Here is an 856-nt window from a genome sequence, read left to right as displayed (position 1 = left end):
CGACGACCAACCCCGACACCCCGGCCGTCGCGACCCCCGACACGAAGAACCCGACAGCACCCGTCGCTGGCCACAACAGCTTTACAGAAGCGCAGGCCAAAGAGCGGATCGAGAAAGCTGGGTATAGCGGTGTCACCGCTCTTAAGCTCGACGACAAAGGTATCTGGCAGTCGACCGCAACGAAGGATGGCAAATCTGTCACCGTCACCCTCGACTACCAGGGCAACGTCGTCGCGATGTAGTTTGCAGCGACCGCAACAACCTATTCCAGGAGATGACAATGAAAACTGTTACCGGACTTTTTGACGACTACACCGATGCAAATTCCGCCGTGAGTGCGCTAGAAGCAGCCGGCATTTCATCCGATCAAATCAGCATCGTCTCGAACAATTCGGACGACCGCTATAGGGACCATTCCGGAGCCGCAGATGGCGCTGGCACGGGTGCCGGGATCGGCGCTGCGGTTGGTGGCGCGGGCGGTCTGCTCACCGGGCTTGGCTTGATGGCGATACCCGGCGTTGGACCAGTGGTTGCCGCAGGTTGGTTGGCAGCGACTGTTGCTGGTGCCGTAGCCGGCGCTGTTGCTGGCGGCGCTGCCGGCGGTCTCATCGGTGCTTTGACCGATGCTGGCGTTTCTGAGGCCGACGCGCATGTCTATGCAGAGGGCGTCCGCCGCGGAGGTACGCTCGTCACCGCGAAGGTCGAAGATTCGATGGCACCTCAAGCCGAGGCAATCCTGAAGCGCTCGAACTGGGTCGATCCGGTAGAGCGTCGCAACGCGTACACCGCGCAGGGCTGGTCGAAGTTCGACGACACGCTCGATCCGTACGGCCCTGAGCAGATTGCCCAGGAACGC

The 856-nt window shown here is 61.6% G+C and carries 2 protein-coding genes; both read left to right on the top strand.

Translation table 11 applies throughout. The features are described 5' to 3' along the window. The coding region (locus CPY51_RS05725) for a PepSY domain-containing protein (RefSeq protein WP_111159256.1) at positions 1 to 242 on the top strand (242 nt) is incomplete at its 5' end. Between the two features lie 38 nt (positions 243 to 280). Beyond that, a partial coding sequence (locus tag CPY51_RS05720; protein WP_111159254.1) for a general stress protein occupies positions 281 to 856 on the top strand: 576 nt, incomplete at its 3' end.

Origin of the sequence: Arminella tubonensis (genome assembly GCF_003240585.1) — a bacterium.
Classification (GTDB): Bacteria; Pseudomonadota; Alphaproteobacteria; order Rhizobiales; family Rhizobiaceae; genus Rhizobium; species Rhizobium tubonense.
This window is presented reverse-complemented; position numbering and strand designations above follow the sequence as displayed.